Origin of the sequence: Tatumella sp. UBA2305, assembly GCF_002345795.1 — a bacterium.
Taxonomy (GTDB): domain Bacteria; phylum Pseudomonadota; class Gammaproteobacteria; order Enterobacterales; family Enterobacteriaceae; genus Tatumella; species Tatumella morbirosei.
Genome location: NZ_DDVT01000015.1, coordinates 13,237 through 29,838, shown reverse-complemented (window position 1 = coordinate 29,838; position 16,602 = coordinate 13,237). Strand labels below are relative to the sequence as shown.

Below are 16,602 nucleotides of genomic sequence, written 5' to 3'. Positions count from 1 at the left end.
GAAAGTCTGCATCAGCGCATGAAAATAGTCGACCAGTCATCCTGGCCGGGTCTGCGCCCGGTTAATCATTTCAAAGTCATTAACATTCACCTTCATCACTCAGACCATAAGTGCATGCCGTTGGATCAAACCAGCGATAATCCCGCTGATACAGATGTATTGTTTCACCATTATCCAGCAAAAGGCTGGCTGTGCCGCTGGAATACAAACTCCAGTCTGCACCGGTACCATCACGCCATGTTAACCGGCCTGTTGCGAAGCAGGGGGTGTAACGATCTTCGTTAACAACGAACCCTTCAACACGCTGCGATTTATTGAAAAAATTAAGTATCTGTACATAGGTGGGTTTAAACTTAATACAATCTTCTCTTATGGTTGCATCATCTAAATACCACTCAAGCGTCTTTCCGGTTTCGATTTCAGTCAGTGTTTTCACTTTTCCCGGATGACTGCATGCAGAGATAATAAAGACCGGCAGTAACAGAGATGAAATTTTTTTAATGGTTACCATTTTGCAGTACTCGCCTCCGTGATATTTTTCCTGGCTACATCAGGATGACGATAAACTTCATTCATAAAAACATTTAGCGTTTCTGATAGTTCTTTTATTAACCACTTTAATGATTCATTCTGCTTGTTATTCACAGGCTCATATACATATTTTTCGCCAAACTTTTTTGATTTCCCAACAATTTCTATTCCAATAGAATCTCCGTTGAAAGGAAATCTGTCTGGAAATTCTTTCCTGGCCTCATATTGATGTACTTTTAATGATCTTCCTCTTGTAGATTTTATTTTATCCATATCCATGGCTTTTTTTAATTCCTGCGGGCTACATGATTTTTTCAGTAAACAACGCGATTGCAGGAAACCCACATGATTGGTTATTTTGTACAATGACGCTGTCTGCCAGATAGTTCCGTCCTTATCTATCAGAAAATGAGCACCATTCGCACCGATGTTCTGATAGCTGTTAAAAGTACTTCTGGCTGTCGTGCTGTCAGTCTGATGCACAATAATCCCATTGACCGCAGCAAGCTTACCGCGTTCAATCGAATTAAATCGCTTCACAGTAATACGTTCCGCATCCACTAAACCATTTTTATCAACAAATAACATGGCTATATTTCCTTATATCACCTGTCATTAAATGATGGCATTAGCTTTAATATCGTATCCTGCAGATACCGTACCCGCAGAATTTCCGTCCATATTCTGTAAAACGTAATCTATTTTTACCCGGGAGAAACTGAGGCTTACCGTTTCACGAGGAAACCGCATGGTATTAAGGTAGACCGGATGCACCCCGGTAATGATAATTTCCTGAAGTGTAATACGCAGATACTCCAGCGAAGACCCGCCGGCTTTTCTTACTGTCATAACTGCTTCAGGAATATGTTTCCCCGTCAGGCAATACTGAAGAAAGCCAGGAGTGGATTTATCGATATAATGTTCGAAATGGAAGTCATCAACAGTACATTTCCCGGCACCTCCACCACTACCGGAATGCATATCAGATGTCTGGCTTACCGATAAATCCCAGTCCAGTACCTCAGTCTCTCCATGATGCAGGGAGTCCTGTGATTCTCCTCCGATACCCTTAATCTTTATAAAAATATCCTGCCCCATAATTCTTCCTTGTATGAGTGAAAAAATTTGCAACTTTTCTCTGTCCCGAATAAACCGCCGGATAAAAAAAAGAAAATTGCTCTGCCGGGTGACTGATTGCGTGTTCTTTCCTGACGCACCGACAGAACAGCTCCGCATAGCGGGAAAATCTTAGCGTAATAGCAGATAGGGAACCTGTTGAGGAGTCACAAAATCCGGCAACACCCTGCTTTCCGGATTTTTACACAACAACGGGAAAATTTAACGGTTCCTTAGCTGATCGCCATCCGTTGGCAATCTGCCGTTTCACCGGCAGATATTATCGCGACTCAGGCGGAACGGGGTAATTCAGCCAGCTCTTTCGAACGCAGTTTCACCCGCACCGGCACCGATTTATAAGAGGGAGTGCCACTCTGCGGATCATTATAATCCAGCGGCACCAGCACATTGGCCTCCGGATAATAAGCGCCCACCGAACCCTCGGCGATGTTATAGGCGACTACGGTAATGCCTTCCATTTTCAGCGCACTGCCCGGCAGCGCAGTTTCAATATCGACCACATCACCATGTTCCAACCCGAGACGCTCAAGGTCATTATCACTCATAAATAAAATATCCCGCCGGCCAAACACTCCCCGGTAACGGTCATCCAGTGCGTAGATGGTGGTGTTGTACTGGTCATGGCTACGCAAGGTGATAAGCCGCAGTATGTTGTCGCCTGCCACGTTGATATTTTCATGCACGCCACGGAACACCGAAAACTCCGCTTTACCTGATGCCGTCGGCCAGTGTCGTTCAGTGGGTGGCAGTGGCATACGGAACCCACCGGGCTCACGGATACGCTGATTATAATCCTCAAAGCCCGGAACGGTTTTTTCTATCAGATCACGAATCCGGTCATAGTCTGCCACCAGATCATTCCAGGCCACTTTAGTGTCCTGCAAGGTGCTGACAGCCATCGCCGCGACAATGGCCGGCTCAGAACGCAGTTCCGGCGATGCGGGTTTGAGTTTTCCGGAAGAAGCATGAACCATCGACATGGAGTCCTCGACGGTCACAGACTGTCGCCCGGAAGACTGAATATCCAGTTCGGTTCTGCCGAGGCAAGGCAGGATGAAGGTCTGACGGGCCACCAGTAAATGACTGCGGTTTAGTTTGGTACCGATATGCACACTCAAATCCAGGGCCTTCATTGCAGGAAAGCAGGCCTGAGAGTCTGGTAATGCCACCGCAAAGTTACCGCCCAGACACAACAAAGCCCGGGCACTGCCGTCAATCATCGACTGCATGGCTTTTACCGCATCGTGACCATGCTCTTTAGGCGGAGTAAAACCAAACTCTTTTTCCAGCCGTGCCAGAAAATCTGCTGACGGTTTCTCGGTAATTCCCACCGTCCGGTTGCCCTGCACATTGGAGTGTCCGCGTAACGGGCAGATACCCGCGCCTGGCTTACCAATGTTGCCACGCATCAGTAACAGGTCAGCAATCAGCCGCACATTTTCTGTGCCCTTGTTATGCTGGGTGATACCCATCCCGTAAGTAATAATGGTGGCATTCGATTTGGCATAGATAGCTGCAACAGATTCAAGCACTTCCTGTGTCAGGCCACTTTCCTGCTCAATCTCCTGCCAGCGGGTTGCCTGCAAGTCATCACAGAAAGCCTCAAAACCGTGGGTATGTTCGGCGATAAAATCGTGATCAAGCACCCCGCCCTGCTGCGCTTCAGATTCCAGCAAGGCTTTGGCGATTCCTTTTAGTGCCGCGGCATCTCCCCCGGCCCTGACCTGATAATAACCGGAAGCAATATCCGTCGAGCTATAGGTCGCCATTTCGGCGACGTTCTGTGGATCGGCAAAGCGTTCAAGAGCCCTTTCACGCAGTGGGTTAAACACGATGATCGGCACATTTTTACGTGACAGTTCGTGTAGTGTACCCATCATCCGTGGGTGGTTGGTGCCCGGGTTATGGCCAATAGAGATCACCAGTTCTGCATGGTCAAAGTCATCCAGTGAAACGGTCCCTTTACCGATACCGATAGACTGTGGCAGACCCACGCTGGTCGCCTCATGGCACATGTTCGAACAGTCAGGGAAGTTGTTGGTTCCATACTCCCGTGCAAACAACTGGAATAGCCAGGCCGCCTCATTAGACGCCCGTCCGGAGGTATAGAATTCGACCTGATTCGGTTCCAGCCCACGCAGAACCTCCCCAATCTGTTGCATGGCCTCGTCCCAGCTAACCGGTTTCAGGGTATCGCTGGCCGGATCATAAGCCAATGGAGTGGTCAGCCGTCCGTAGTTTTCCAGTTCGTAATCTGATTTTGCCAGTAACGAGGTCACGGTATTGGCCGCCAGAAACTCTGCAGTGACCCGTTTACTGGTCGCTTCCCAGGTCACGGCTTTGGCGCCATTTTCGCAAAACTGAAAGGTTGACCGATGATCTTTATCGGGCCAGGCACACCCCGGACAGTCAAAACCATCCGGCTGATTAGTACGTAATAAGGTCGGCGGGGCGGTCAGAATGTCCATCTGGGTACGTACCGCAATCGCCGTCGCTTTCAGTGCTCCCCACCCTCCGGCAGGACCATCGTAAGGATGAATTCCGGGTACACTACGTCTTTTAGCCATTTCATTGCCTCCGGTTGCTCACAGTCATTGCAGGTTATGCTGCGGATTATCTCTGCGGATAGTTACCGTTAAGGTTAGCAGAGCATTACCAGACTGGCCTGCGGAGGAAACCTGTGGGCTGAGTATTGGGGAACATTGACAATGCTTGGTACACTTAATACCCCGAAGCTCAGAGTGACAAAACAGTGCTGGAGTGTAGTTATGCTTTACTGAAAGCCAACACCAGCGTTAGTGAGAATACTGGATCATAGTGACCCTTTGGCTTTTAGAGTGTGGCGAAGAAGTGATCATATTAGCTGTCTGACCCTGCACCTTACAACATTTCAGTATACTTATTGATAGCGATGCTTTTATTCAACAAACAACCTGATAACAAAACTAATATCCAAATATCTTCCACTACAGAGTACAAAAATCCAGTCCGGGTAATTTATAATATAAAGATATGCACAAATAATATTTCACTGTGATAATTTACTGCCTAAAATAAGCGAAAAGGCCAGCCGGTGGCTGGCCCCTTTTTTTTCATCAATTGTTTGGAAGGTGTACTGTGCCAGCCTGGCTGAATCTTGCAGCAGAATCATTCTGGCCGATGTTACATGCCGGATTGACGTTTACCATCCCCTTAACGTTACTCTCATTCGTTCTCGGGCTGTCTCTGGGTTTTATTATTGCGCTGATCCGTCTGTACGGACCTAAACCACTGGTTGCAGTGGCGCGTTTTTATGTCTGGTTACTACGGGGGACGCCGCTGCTGGTGCAGCTGTTTTTGATTTTCTATGCCCTGCCGAGTGCCGGAATTACTATTTCCGCATTCCCGGCCGCGGTGATTGGATTCACGCTGAATATCGGCGCGTATTCTTCAGAAATCATTCGAGCTACCATTAAGTCAGTTCCGGCCAGTCAGTGGGAAGCGGCCCATTCTATCGGAATGAGCTGGCGTCAGGCGCTGGTCAGAATTATTTTGCCACAGGCAGCGAGGATTGCGGTTCCCCCGCTCTCGAATACCTTTATCTCACTGGTAAAGGATACCTCACTCGCTTCGGTGATTACCGTCCCTGAAATGTTCCTGGCGGCGCAGCGAATTGCGGCTGTGACTTACCAGCCACTGATTCTGTATTCCGAAGCAGCGCTTATCTATCTGTTTTTCAGCACCCTGTTGTCAGCACTGCAAAATAAACTGGAGACTCATTTCTCCCGTGAAGAAAAGGCGGAGTCATAACCTGATGATTTCATTAACCGGAATTAACAAGTTTTTTCAGGATAACCATGTCCTGAAGGACATTTCGCTGAATTTGCCTAAAGGGTCGGTTACCGCGCTGATTGGCCCCTCCGGCAGTGGTAAGAGTACCCTGCTGCGCTGCGTCAATCTGTTGGAAATCCCCCAGTCAGGTTCTCTGACACTGGACCAGGAAACGCTGGAATTCCATAACAAACCGCTGCGTAGTAAAGATATCCAACGTATCAGTCGTCAGACCGGTATGGTATTTCAGAACTTCTCGTTGTTCCCGCATAAAAGCGTGCTGGAAAACATTACCGAAGGGCTGATTGTGGTGCATAAGTGGTCAAAAGCAGACGCCGCAGCACGGGCCGACGAATTGCTGACCAAAGTCGGACTGCTGCACAAGCGTGATGTGATGCCGGTCACTCTGTCCGGTGGGCAACAACAGCGCGTCGCGATTGCCCGGGCGCTGGCCCCGTCACCTAAAGTTTTGCTGTGCGATGAGCCCACCTCAGCACTGGACCCGGAACTGTCGGTAGAAGTTGTCGCCGTGCTCAGCCAGCTGGCAGATGAAGGCACCACCATGCTGATGGCTACCCATGATTTACGACTGGCGGCATCGGTCGCCAGCCACACTATTTTTCTTGAATCGGGTGAAATTGTGGAAACCGGCGACTCTGAAACGCTGTTCCGTCATCCGCAAAAACCCAGAACAGCCAAATATATTGCGACTCTGACCGACGGCCTGCCTGTCGGTCCGGCATAATCCAGGAGTATAAAAATGAAAAAAAACACGTTGTTATTGTCTGCAGTGATGTCATTAAGCTTTGCACATGCAGCACTGGCAGACGATGCCTTGGCACGCGTAAAAGCGGCAGGCGAACTGAAAATTGGTACTGAAGGAACTTATGCTCCGTTCACCTATCACACCATCTCCGGGGATTTGACCGGGTTCGATGTGGAAATCGGCCGTGCCATTGCACAGCAACTGCACGTTAAACCGGTATTTGTCGAAGGTAAATGGGACGGACTGATCGCCGGTCTGGATGCCAAACGTTATGATGTAGTGATTAATGAAGTGGGCGTGACCCCTGAGCGTCAAAAGAAATATGACTTTTCCACACCTTACATCGTGTCTAAAGCCGTGGTGGTGGTTAAAAACGACAATACCAGCATTCACAGTTTTGCCGATCTGAAAGGGAAAAACTCTGCTCAGTCACTGACCAGTAACTACGCACAAATTGCCCGCCAGTATGGTGCTCAGTTGGTCAGCACCGATGGCTTTAACCAGTCCATTGACCTGGTTGTCCAGGGGCGTGCCGATGCAACGGTGAATGACAAACTGTCTTTCCTGGATTTCAAAAAGCACCGTCCTGATGCTCCGGTGAAAATCGTCGCTTCAGAAGATAATGCCAGCGCTTCCGCGGTACTGCTGCGTAAAGATGAATCCACATTGCAGACGGCTATAAATGACGCCCTGGCGACCATTAAGAAAGACGGAACCTATGAAAAAATCTCCGAAAAATACTTCGGTGAAGATGTTTCACATTAATCATCTGACGAATGGTTAAAGACAAATGGCAGGCCTCAGCGCCTGCCATTTTTTTACCCGAAGTGATTTTCTTCTCCGAATGCGTTATCGCTACTGCCAGTGCATTTCTCCGGTGTTCACTTTGGCACTCAACTCCAGTGAACTTTTGTCGGCCAGATGTGGCCAGAGCGCTTCCATCGTGCTGATAACGGTGGCAGAGTCATGATGTTGCTGCAGTGTGCTGTCAAAATCCTGCAGATATTTCAGTGTAAAACGAATTGCCTGATCACCTGCCGGTGCCTTACCAATAAAATGCCCCGGGATCACCCTCTGTGGTTTTAATACCAGCATCTGCTGCAATGTCTCCTGCCATTGCAGACGACTCTCCGCGGTTTGCGTATCGGCCGTCCAGACATGAATTCCGGCATCCACCGCCGTTCCGCCCAGCAGTGTCTTCTCCTGTGGGAACCAGACATAGGCTTGCTGCGAATCTGCATTGCGAATCTCTATCGGTTGACCTTCCAGACTGAAACGGGTTTGTGGAATCACCTGTGGGGTTACCAGTTTTTGTGGTGCACCACTGCCCATTTTCGGTCCCCAGTAAATGAGTTTTGCCTGTTGTGTCTGCTGAATATGGGTGACGACACGTCGGGTTGCCACAATCTCTACCTTCGGCCAGGCATTAACCAACGGTTGCAGACCGAAATAGTAATCCGGGTCACCCGCAGTAATCACAATCCGGGTCAGCTTTTTGCCACTTTTCCTGATCATGTTAACCAGCTTTTCACCGTCCTTGACACTAAATTGTGCATCAAACAGTATCGCCTGCTTTCCGCCAGTCACCAGGGTGGAGGACACAGGAAAGATCCCCTGTTCCTGAGGATTATAAACAGTAAACTGCAACGGCGCGGCGGCCACACCACCACTCAGTAACACGCCCAATAACACCAGTTTAGAAAGTTTCATGATAATTCCCGGATTCTGCGCCGTAATGACGGAGAGAGTTAATGAAGTAACAATGCCGGACAGCCTGAAAAACAGAATCGCCAGCTTAAGACGGAATATTCTATAGATTTCGTAATCTGTTAAAATCCTCTTATTATGAGATGCTGAATTTCGTCAATCGATCAGGAGTAATCATGGACAGAGTGATGGCGGCACAGGTATTCAACCGCATTTGTGAAACCGGCAGTCTGAGTGCTGCCGCGCGGGCATTGGGAATATCGCGCCCGATGGTCAGCCGTTATCTGGAAGAGATGGAAAAATGGGCCGGAGCACGGCTGATTCACCGCTCATCACGCCATATGACCCTGACCCCGGCCGGGGAGGAGATTTTACAGAAAACCCGTCAGTTAAACCGGCTTTCAGAGGATATCAGCGGCCAGGCTGGCCGGGAGACGCCTTCAGGGATATTACGTGTCGCCTGTGCGCACTATACTGCAACGCATATCATCAGCCCTGTACTGCCTGAATTTCTGCTGCGCTACCCTGACCTGCGTATTGAACTGGATATTAATAACCGCCCGGTGAATATGATTGGCGAAAGAATTGATGTCGCAATACGAATCACCGAAAACCCTGAACCCGGCGCTATTGCCCGTCGACTGGGAGAATGTGCCTCGGTGATTTGTGCCTCGCCGGAATACCTGGCCATCCACGGCACCCCTGAGTCTGCCTTTGCCCTGTTAGCGCATAACTGCTTAAGTTACAGTAATTTCAGCCAGCCGCAGTGGCAACTGCTGACAGAGCAAGGTGAAACTTTGTCGGTGGCAGTCAATGGCAACCTCAGTGCCGGCATCTCTGCGGTACTGCTGGATGCCGCACTGGCGGGGTGCGGTATCGCTATGATTCCGTTGGCAGAGGCCAGTCCATGGCTGGCTAAGGGGCGACTGGTCACTGTTCTGCCGCATTATACCCCACTCACACTGGGCATTTACGGTATGTATCTGTCACGTAAACTTCAGCCACCGGCGCTCCGTCTGTTCCTCGAAGAGATTCAGCGTCGGTTGCAGTCTCTGTAAAACAAACGGCCGCCCTGGTATTCAGCGGCAGCCGTCGATGTTCACAGCGTATTGGCTATCAGAAAGTTTCAGTTTTCATCTGTTTTTCAGGGCTGTAGGCCATGTAATAAATCAGAGCGACAAAAATTGCGCCACCGACGGCATTACCCAGGAACACCGCCACAAAGTTCATCAGATATTCTGACCAGTTACCCTGACCGGCAAAGATGGCGGCCGGAATCACGAACATATTCGCCACTACGTGCTGGAAGCCAATCGCGACAAACGCCATCACCGGGAACCAAATACCGATGATTTTTCCCACCACATCTTTACTGGCCATACCCAGCCAAACGGCCAGGCACACCAGCCAGTTACAGCCAATACCGGAAATAAAAGCCTGACCGAAGGGTGCACTGGTTTTAGCCGCAGCCACCGCCAGCGTTTTCTTGAGAAATGCCCCTTCGGTCATTCCCAGCATGTGACCGAAGAACCATGCCACCGCGACACTACCGATAAAATTGGCAATAGTGACCCAAAACCAGTTACGCGCCAGCGCGCCCCAGCTGATATTTTTTGACAACGCCGCAATTGTCAGCACCATCATATTCCCGGTCAGCAGTTCGGCACCGGCCAGGATCGTCAGGATAAGACCTAACGGGAACACCATCGCGCCCAATAATCCCCCAAATGAGCCCCAGTCTGCAGGTAACTGTGCAATAACATGAAGATCGAGAAGAAAGCCGATTGCGATAAAGGCGCCGCCCAAAAAGCCGAGAATAAGTAAATTTTGCAACGAGGAGTGGCTTTTATTGACTCCGGACTGGACCGCCAGCGCTGCTATTTCTTTAGGTGTGCTGAAAGACATAGTGACCTGATGTTAAATAAACCTGAAAACGGCTTTGGTTAAAGGAAAGTCATCAATATGATGGCTGTGACATTACTTGCATAGAACGTTCTGGATCATAGCGGGTGGTGTTTCAACTGCCAACGTCTGAATTACACTATTCTAACATTAACAGCACTAAATATTTATCGGGTTTATAGGACATTGATTTTAAAAATTAAATACCAGCCCAGCTTTAACGATTTTTTTACTTTAATTAAACCATAATTTTCCTTACTTCGCATCTTATCTCCGCACACGCAGGCAAAGGTTGCCTGAAAGTGTAATGCTATGCTGATATATACTGTACAAACTGCAGTGAATTTTAACATTCAGCCAAAGGAACCGAGATCCTATGAGTACTTCCTATACCCCTCCAGAAGTATGGACCCCCCCTGAGTCTGTCGGCGGCAGGTTTGGCAGCATCAACCGGCCTGATTCCGGTGCACGGCATCAGCAGGATCTGCCGGTCGGCGAACATCCTTTCCAGCTTTATTCGCTCGGCACACCGAATGGTGTAAAAGTGAGCATTATGCTTGAAGAGCTACTGGAAAAGGGTCTGGAAGAGGCCCGTTATGATGCTCATCTGATCCGAATTATGGAAGGTGATCAGTTTGGTTCCGGGTTTGTTTCTGTCAATCCAAACTCTAAAATTCCTGCACTGGTCGACCGGAGTGGTCCGGAACCGGTGAATATTTTTGAGTCCGGAGCCATTCTGCTCTACCTGGCAGAAAAATTTAACAGCTTTCTGCCGACAGCTACTGCCGAACGTGCCGCCTGCCTTTCCTGGCTGTTCTGGCAAATGGGTAGTGCCCCGTTCCTGGGGGGTGGTTTTGGTCACTTCTATGCCTATGCGCCGGAGAAACTGGAATATCCGATAAACCGCTTCGCGATGGAAGCCAAACGTCAGCTGGATGTTCTGGATAAACAACTGGCGAAAAATACCTATATTGCCGGTGAGGAATACACCATCGCCGATATGGCTATCTGGCCCTGGTACGGAGTGCTGGTACAGGGTGGTTTGTATGGTGATGCCGCTAAATTCCTGGATGCATCTTCCTATACCCATCTGAACCGCTGGGCAGACCTGATAGGTCAACGCGAGGCGGTAAAAAAAGGTCGTCTGGTATTGAAATAAAAACCAGCAACGCAGAACAGTCTGACTGGACTGTTCTGCGTGTTCACTCAGGATGCCGTTCAGGCAAAAGGATCGGGTTGTTCGGTCCAGAAACTGTCCGGGTATGCCATTTCCTGTGGGGTCAGCAGAGCTGCCGTCAACTGTTCGCGAATCCGCATTTCGTCCATCCCCATGCCAATAAATACCAGTTCCTGGCGGGAATCACCAATGGCATCCAGCCAGTAGCGCATAATATATTGCAGTGATTCAGGATCATTTGGCCACTGTTCCTCAGGAACATTCACCCACCAGCGGCCAGCCATTTCAAAATGAGATACTCCCCCTGCCTGAGACCATATTCCTGCGGTTTCCGGCTGAGAAGCCAGCCAAAAATAGCCTTTGGACCGTATCACTTTATGTAACTGCCCTTCCATTACACGGTAAAATCGCTGTGGATGGAAGGGCTTACGAGCCCGAAATACAAAGCTGCTGATACCATATTCTTCGGTCTCAGGAGTATGTTCACCGCGCATTTCCTGTAACCAGCCAGGTGCATTGGCGGCAGCGTCGAAATCGAATAAGCCGGTATTGAGTATTAACGCTAAATCTACCTTACCGAACGATGACCTAATGATTCTGGCACGTGGATTCAAACCTTTCAGAATCCCCTCCAGTTGAAATAGTTGCTGTTGGTCAATTAAATCGGTTTTATTCAGTAACAGCACATCACAGAATTCAACCTGTTCGGTCAGCAAATCGACGACGGAACGACTGTCTTCTTCTCCGGCAGTTTCCCCTCGGTCCTGCAAGGTCAGTGCGGTAGTGTAGTCGTGCAAAAAATTAACGCTATCAACCACAGTGACCATAGTATCCAGTCGTGCAATATCAGACAGACTATTTCCCTGGTCATCGGCAAAGGTAAATGTCTCCGCGACGGGTAACGGTTCTGAAATACCAGTAGATTCAATCACCAACTGATCAAACCGCCCCTCCTCAGCCAGCCGTTTCACCTCCAACAGTAAATCTTCTCTTAAGGTGCAACAGATACAGCCATTGCTCATTTCAACCAATTTCTCATCGGTACGTGATAGTTCCGCTCCACCTTCTCTGACCAGTGCTGCATCAATATTTACTTCAGACATATCATTAACAATTACTGCGACCCGTCGCCCCGAGCGATTATTCAGAATATGATTTAACAAGGTTGTTTTACCCGCCCCAAGAAATCCTGACAACACGGTCACTGGCAGACGAAGGTCATTTGCTACAGATGGTGTAATACCTGACATTTTAGCTTCCTTTAAGTACATCTAACGCGGCATGGTTCGGGTCCGGACAAATTGAGTTCTCCCGCATTCAGCAGGGGTATGATTCTTACATTCCCAGACTGGTGCTGTTATGTTATAACATAACAACTTTAGAATTCAATCATAACTCACCCCTGTACCCCTGAACTGCCCTGAAATTGCCACGTTAACCGGGAGGAAAATGTCGGGAAGCGGATGAGTAACGAATAAAGAGGGTTCTTCAGTGGTTCAGAAAGCTCAGTTTGCCGTTTTAAGCCAGCTTAAGGTTCTGTTTAGCCAGTCATAAAACGGGTTTACTGCCGGGGGAGCATGGGAAATAGAGACTAACGAAAGGCAGTCGAAATTCTGATGTAAGACGATGAAAAAATGGTAAAATTTCTCGACGAGCGAGACCCGGGAGGACTCGCCGGAGTGCCACGGTTCCCTTAATTCACCAGTCAGCCAGCCGTCAGCGTTGCCGCATGACGGCTCACCGTGTTAGTGCCGAAAATTCATGTTTTCCCGGTGTTCGGTTTGGTACGGCTTACAGCAGTTTATGAGTCGCCAGATTAGACAGATATTCACTGATGATGCTTGCAGGAACAGCGGCACTAAACAGGAACCCCTGTCCCTGCAAATAGCCTTCATTAATCAGAAACTCACGCTGCTCGGTATTTTCTATGCCCTCAGCCACGACATCCAGTTCCAGTTGAGTAGCCAGCAACAATAAAGCTTTGATGACCGCAAGTCCCTCCTTGCCCTGACTCAAACTACTGACAAAAGTGCGATCGACTTTGATGACATCGACAGGGTAATCCCGGATGTTCGCCAACGCAGAGTAACCGGTCCCAAAATCATCCAGGGATATCCTGACACCTTTCTCTTTCAGCAGTTTGATAGCACGGAACACATAACCAGCCCCCCGCCCATCGAACATATGCTCGGTAATTTCGACTTCCAGCAGCTCCGGGGGTAAATCGTACTTTTGCAGCTGTTGCAGGAATTTTTCTGCGTAATTATCCCGCATAAACTCAACCGGGGATGCATTGACGGAGACCGGAACGACTTCCAGCCCCTGGTCAATCCACTGACGAATATCAGCAAACACCCGGTCACGGATAAAAAAGCCTATCCTCTCGACCAGCGCATAGTTTTCGAAGGCAGCCCAGATATCCCCCGGGAAACAGAGTTCACCGTGAGTATTGTAGAAGCGCATTAACGCTTCCATACCAATAATCTGACCGTCAGTTAACCTTACTTTGGGCTGATAAAAGGGGAGAATAGCTTCATTCTGAATAATATCTTTCGCCTGCTCTAACTGATTACGGGTAGTATCCACCAGTTTCGTCATCGAAGGTTCAAAGCAACAAATCCCCCCGCGCCCGTTACGCTTTAATTCATTCAGCGCAATATCTGCTGCTTTAATCAGCGCAGTACTTTCTGTCGCATGGGCTGGGAATATCGCCCCACCGATGCTGAGGCTAAAAGAGATAACATGCCCCTGATAACTCAGAGGCTTACAGGTATCTTCAATCAGCTTCGTGCCCGCATGCTGTAATTGCTCACGATTTTCGATACCAGGAAATATGGCGGCAAACTCATCCCCGCCAATCCTTGCAATAAAGGCTTTTTCTGGCAGATAACGGATGAGGCGCTTCGCTAGTACCGACAGCAGATGATCACCAGCCACATGTCCGAGCGTATCATTAACCAGTTTGAAATAATCGAGGTCGATCAGCATGACTGCCAGTGACGCGTTTTGCGAACCTGCAGTTCTGAGATATTTTTTCAGTGAGCTGTGGAAAACGCGACGGTTATACAAACCGGTAAGATCGTCATGTTCGCTGATGTACTTAAATCGCTGTTCAGCCACATGCAACCCGGTAATATCCCGCGAAACACAGAGAATACTGACCACTTTCCCGTCAGGTCCCAGCACGGGTGTAAGAATGTTGTCCCAGTAGAAAGGGTCACTGCCTGGCAGCTGGCTTTTGCCGGAAAAACGTGCATTGACCCCGGTTCTCGCCACTTTTAAGGCTTTACGACCGCGGGTGCGGATTTCCCGGGGTAGCAGGTTCAGCCAGTCCATCCCAAATCCGGAATTCGGATCCACGCCCAGGGCTTCACAACCTGAGAAGTTCATATCCACCAGGTTGCCTTCGGGATTGATGACCTTGATACAATCAATGCTGGCATCCAGCATGCTTTTCGAGTGGCGCAGATCATCGTTGGCACGAACTTTGGCCATCTGCATCTCATCAATATCGAAAAACTTCACCAACCAGCAATCAAATGATTCAAGATAAAAAGCATAAACGATATGCCAGATAAAACTACCATCAGCCAGGGCAAGCCGGACCTGATGGTGAAATGGCGAACGATGTTGTAACGCACCGGCCCAGGCTGCACTGGCAATCACCTTATCTTCAGGATGCACCCAACTGAGCCACTCTTGTGGTGCTTTAGCGGTGAGTTTTGCCATTTTTTCGTGCCAGCAATGATTGGCCACGACCTCGCTTCCCTTGGCTGAAACAAACCAGGCGGGCAGAGGAATATGGTCAAACACCAGTTCTTTAAAAACCGCAAACGATGCCGGTTCTGTCGACGGTATATCTGGCCCGGAGGCTGTCCGTAGAGTTATTTTTGTTGCTCTGCTCATCATTTATCCTGCATAACGGTGAACTGCGCTTCTGTTTATCTGCCTTTTCTGCTGACGGCAGAAACTGACGACACAGTGAATAGAGCAAACGATGCATCGATGCATTAGAAGCAGCGTGCTACTTTTCTGCCGCATCCTGCGGCACTTCCCGGACTTTGGCTGCCGTCGCGGCGGCTTTGGCCTGTAAACGACGGTAATTATTCAGCCAACTGCCGCTAACCAGCCGCCACCAGAAACAGGCACCACGGACTGCCCAGTCAAGGAACATCCCTAACCATACGCCAATCACACCCATTCCAAAATAGATTCCCAGCAGGTAGCCTAAAACGACCCTGGCCCCCCACATGCTAAACATCGATACATACATCGCAAAACGCGCGTCCCTGGCCCCTTTGAAGCTGGCCGGCAAAACCCATGACGTCGCCCAGATTGGCATAAATGCAGCATTCAGCCAGATCAGATGTTCGGTCACCCGGATAACCTCCGGATCTTTGGTATAAAACCGCGCCAGTACCCCGGCAAGGGGGGCTGACAATAGCGCGAGGCAGCACAGACCAAAGGTCGATAGCCAGAATACATGGCGCACTTGTATCGAAGCCTGATAAACCTGGTTTTTCCCAAGACGTTTGCCGGTGATAATCGTTGACGCAGATCCCAAAGCATTACCTGGCAGGTTAATCAAAGATGCTATTGAGAACGCGATAAAGTTACCGGCTATTTCACTGGTGCCCATCCCGGCGACATACACCTGGGTCAGTAATTTACCGCCGTTAAATAACACCGACTCGATACTGGCCGGAATACCAATACTCAGCACTTCGGTCAGGATGGCAAAATTCCAGCGACGAAAATAACTTTTCAACGGAATCGTCAGCGCGCCGTTGTAACGACCCATCAGAACAATAATCACGACGGCAGCCCCAAGGTAACGCGACACCGTCAGGCCTAATCCTGCGCCGGTAAATCCCAGCCCTTTCCAGGAAAAGCAGCCATATATCAGGACACTACTGATGGCAATGTTCAGTATATTCATTCCTGCATTAATCAACATAGGAATTTTGGTATTTCCGGCGCCACGTAAAGCGCCGCTACCGATCAACGCAATCGCCGCCGCCGGATAACTCCATGCAGACACCTGTAAATAATTGAGTGCAAATGCTTTTACATCGGGCTGAGCACTTCCGGCAATCAGATCGATAATCACGTACCCCCAGATTTCGATGACAATCACCAGCAAAAAACCGGTGACAGTCATCAGTCCCAGTGACTGACGGGCAGCGGCTCTGGCACGTTTGCCTTCTCTTTTCGCCAGACTGAAGGCAACCACCACGGTAGTTCCCAGATCCACAGCCGCAAAGAAAGAGATAACTACCATGTTAAAACTATCAGCCAGCCCAACTCCGGCCATCGCAGCCTTACCCAGCCAGCTGACCAGAAAAGTACTGAGCACACCCATTAATAAAACACAGGTATTTTCAATCAGAATGGGCACTGCCAACGGGGTAATCTCCCTGCGTAATAACGTCGTATAGCGCTTACGTCTGGGATACCATTCCGTTTTTTGTATTGCTTGTTTTAACGCTATGCCTGGATTTCGCAAGGGGATACCAAATCATTTAATCCATTGAAATAAAGACAAACAATCAACCACCACTGTGCTTACAGC

The 16,602-nt window shown here is 49.1% G+C and carries 14 protein-coding genes; 5 read left to right on the top strand and 9 right to left on the bottom strand.

Annotated features, from left to right (window positions below; all coding sequences use genetic code 11):
• Nucleotides 1-79: 79 nt before the first annotated feature.
• The 4 genes from B3Z23_RS06450 to B3Z23_RS06435 form a co-directional block, all read right to left on the bottom strand.
• Entirely contained in the window at nucleotides 80-511 is a 432-nt protein-coding gene (locus tag B3Z23_RS06450) for a hypothetical protein (protein ID WP_294904482.1), read from the bottom strand.
• Nucleotides 505-1,119 (bottom strand): peptidoglycan recognition protein family protein, encoded by a 615-nt coding sequence (locus B3Z23_RS06445; protein WP_294904479.1) that lies wholly within the window; start codon nucleotides 1,117-1,119, stop codon nucleotides 505-507. The genes B3Z23_RS06450 and B3Z23_RS06445 overlap by 7 nt, the downstream gene beginning before the upstream one ends.
• A gap of 27 nt (nucleotides 1,120-1,146) precedes the next feature.
• A complete protein-coding gene (locus B3Z23_RS06440) occupies nucleotides 1,147-1,629 on the bottom strand; it encodes an Hcp family type VI secretion system effector (protein WP_294904477.1) in 483 nt (160 codons plus the stop codon).
• Between the two features lie 308 nt (nucleotides 1,630-1,937).
• Complete coding sequence (locus B3Z23_RS06435) at nucleotides 1,938-4,235, bottom strand: FdhF/YdeP family oxidoreductase (RefSeq protein ID WP_294904474.1); 2,298 nt, start codon at nucleotides 4,233-4,235, stop codon at nucleotides 1,938-1,940.
• A 550-nt stretch (nucleotides 4,236-4,785) separates the two neighbouring features.
• On the opposite strand from B3Z23_RS06435, the gene B3Z23_RS06430 reads away from it, so the two are divergent.
• Genes B3Z23_RS06430 through B3Z23_RS06420 form a run of 3 tightly spaced genes read left to right on the top strand, consistent with a single transcriptional unit; the run spans nucleotide 4,786 to nucleotide 7,009 of the window.
• Nucleotides 4,786-5,457: an amino acid ABC transporter permease gene (locus B3Z23_RS06430; protein ID WP_294904470.1), complete on the top strand. Its 672-nt coding sequence runs from the start codon at nucleotides 4,786-4,788 to the stop codon at nucleotides 5,455-5,457.
• Between the two features lie 4 nt (nucleotides 5,458-5,461).
• Nucleotides 5,462-6,223 carry an amino acid ABC transporter ATP-binding protein gene (locus B3Z23_RS06425; RefSeq protein WP_294904467.1) on the top strand — a complete coding sequence of 254 codons (762 nt, stop codon included), beginning with the start codon at nucleotides 5,462-5,464 and terminating at the stop codon, nucleotides 6,221-6,223.
• A gap of 15 nt (nucleotides 6,224-6,238) precedes the next feature.
• Entirely contained in the window at nucleotides 6,239-7,009 is a 771-nt protein-coding gene (locus tag B3Z23_RS06420; protein ID WP_294904464.1) for an amino acid ABC transporter substrate-binding protein, read from the top strand.
• Nucleotides 7,010-7,099: 90 nt separating this feature from the next.
• Here the strand turns inward: B3Z23_RS06420 and B3Z23_RS06415 are convergent, their stop codons facing one another.
• On the bottom strand, nucleotides 7,100-7,954 hold the full coding sequence (locus B3Z23_RS06415; protein WP_294904461.1) for a Vmh family MBL fold metallo-hydrolase: 855 nt from the start codon (nucleotides 7,952-7,954) through the stop codon (nucleotides 7,100-7,102).
• 173 nt (nucleotides 7,955-8,127) lie between these two features.
• Here B3Z23_RS06415 and B3Z23_RS06410 point away from each other — a divergent pair, with 173 nt between their 5' ends.
• Complete coding sequence (locus tag B3Z23_RS06410; protein ID WP_294904458.1) at nucleotides 8,128-9,009, top strand: LysR family transcriptional regulator; 882 nt, start codon at nucleotides 8,128-8,130, stop codon at nucleotides 9,007-9,009.
• Nucleotides 9,010-9,067: 58 nt separating this feature from the next.
• On the opposite strand, the gene B3Z23_RS06405 is transcribed toward B3Z23_RS06410, so the two are convergent.
• Nucleotides 9,068-9,856, bottom strand: a complete 789-nt coding sequence (locus B3Z23_RS06405; RefSeq protein WP_294904456.1) for a formate/nitrite transporter family protein — start codon at nucleotides 9,854-9,856, stop codon at nucleotides 9,068-9,070.
• Between the two features lie 373 nt (nucleotides 9,857-10,229).
• On the opposite strand from B3Z23_RS06405, the gene yghU reads away from it, so the two are divergent.
• Nucleotides 10,230-11,012, top strand: a complete 783-nt coding sequence (gene yghU / locus B3Z23_RS06400) for a glutathione-dependent disulfide-bond oxidoreductase (RefSeq protein ID WP_294904453.1) — start codon at nucleotides 10,230-10,232, stop codon at nucleotides 11,010-11,012.
• 59 nt (nucleotides 11,013-11,071) lie between these two features.
• Here the strand turns inward: yghU and zigA are convergent, their stop codons facing one another.
• From zigA to B3Z23_RS06385, 3 genes are all read right to left on the bottom strand, one after another.
• The gene (gene zigA, locus B3Z23_RS06395) at nucleotides 11,072-12,280 is read right to left on the bottom strand and encodes a zinc metallochaperone GTPase ZigA (protein ID WP_294904450.1); all 1,209 of its coding nucleotides are present in this window, start codon (nucleotides 12,278-12,280) and stop codon (nucleotides 11,072-11,074) included.
• 541 nt (nucleotides 12,281-12,821) lie between these two features.
• Complete coding sequence (locus B3Z23_RS06390; RefSeq protein ID WP_294904447.1) at nucleotides 12,822-14,936, bottom strand: putative bifunctional diguanylate cyclase/phosphodiesterase; 2,115 nt, start codon at nucleotides 14,934-14,936, stop codon at nucleotides 12,822-12,824.
• Between the two features lie 118 nt (nucleotides 14,937-15,054).
• Entirely contained in the window at nucleotides 15,055-16,521 is a 1,467-nt protein-coding gene (locus tag B3Z23_RS06385) for an EmmdR/YeeO family multidrug/toxin efflux MATE transporter (RefSeq protein ID WP_414716477.1), read from the bottom strand.
• Nucleotides 16,522-16,602: the final 81 nt, after the last annotated feature.

Coding starts and splice junctions, on each gene's coding strand:
- B3Z23_RS06440 (WP_294904477.1), bottom strand. CDS start 1,629: ATGGGGCAGGATATTTTTATAAAGATTAAGGGTATCGGAGGAGAATCA.
- B3Z23_RS06405 (WP_294904456.1), bottom strand. CDS start 9,856: ATGTCTTTCAGCACACCTAAAGAAATAGCAGCGCTGGCGGTCCAGTCC.
- zigA (WP_294904450.1), bottom strand. CDS start 12,280: ATGTCAGGTATTACACCATCTGTAGCAAATGACCTTCGTCTGCCAGTG.
- B3Z23_RS06420 (WP_294904464.1), top strand. CDS start 6,239: ATGAAAAAAAACACGTTGTTATTGTCTGCAGTGATGTCATTAAGCTTT.
- B3Z23_RS06450 (WP_294904482.1), bottom strand. CDS start 511: ATGGTAACCATTAAAAAAATTTCATCTCTGTTACTGCCGGTCTTTATT.
- B3Z23_RS06415 (WP_294904461.1), bottom strand. CDS start 7,954: ATGAAACTTTCTAAACTGGTGTTATTGGGCGTGTTACTGAGTGGTGGT.
- B3Z23_RS06445 (WP_294904479.1), bottom strand. CDS start 1,119: ATGTTATTTGTTGATAAAAATGGTTTAGTGGATGCGGAACGTATTACT.
- B3Z23_RS06435 (WP_294904474.1), bottom strand. CDS start 4,235: ATGGCTAAAAGACGTAGTGTACCCGGAATTCATCCTTACGATGGTCCT.
- B3Z23_RS06410 (WP_294904458.1), top strand. CDS start 8,128: ATGGACAGAGTGATGGCGGCACAGGTATTCAACCGCATTTGTGAAACC.
- B3Z23_RS06390 (WP_294904447.1), bottom strand. CDS start 14,936: ATGAGCAGAGCAACAAAAATAACTCTACGGACAGCCTCCGGGCCAGAT.
- yghU (WP_294904453.1), top strand. CDS start 10,230: ATGAGTACTTCCTATACCCCTCCAGAAGTATGGACCCCCCCTGAGTCT.
- B3Z23_RS06425 (WP_294904467.1), top strand. CDS start 5,462: ATGATTTCATTAACCGGAATTAACAAGTTTTTTCAGGATAACCATGTC.